Source organism: Paraburkholderia sp. SIMBA_054 (assembly GCF_046534875.1).
Lineage (GTDB): Bacteria > Pseudomonadota > Gammaproteobacteria > Burkholderiales > Burkholderiaceae > Paraburkholderia > Paraburkholderia hospita.
This window is the reverse complement of record NZ_JAWRXV010001446.1, coordinates 1-245: the sequence shown is the minus strand read 5'-3', so window position 1 is coordinate 245 and position 245 is coordinate 1. Positions and strand designations below refer to the sequence as shown.

Sequence of the window (245 nt, the reverse complement as noted above, 5' to 3'; positions counted from 1 at the left end):
AACGAAATCATAGGCGGCCCAGAGCCTTATTTCAAGGGTTTGGCGAGAACTTTGTCGTCGGTCACTCATTTGCGCGCCGAATTCACGGCTCCGTCGACGGAAACCGCTTCCGCCATGGCCGCGTAGCCGGCATCGCTTGGGTGAATGTGGTCGCCGCTATCGTACTTGCGCTGCAGACGTCCCGGCTCGGCCGGATCGCGCAGCGCGGCGTCGAAATCGACTACGCCGTCGAAAGCATGGCTGGA

1 protein-coding gene is annotated in these 245 nt (G+C 61.2%); it reads right to left on the bottom strand.

Annotated features, from left to right (window positions below; genetic code table 11):
• Positions 1-65 precede the first annotated feature (65 nt).
• On the bottom strand, positions 66-245 hold a 180-nt coding region (locus SB822_RS59835), incomplete at its 5' end, for an SGNH/GDSL hydrolase family protein (RefSeq protein WP_410859477.1).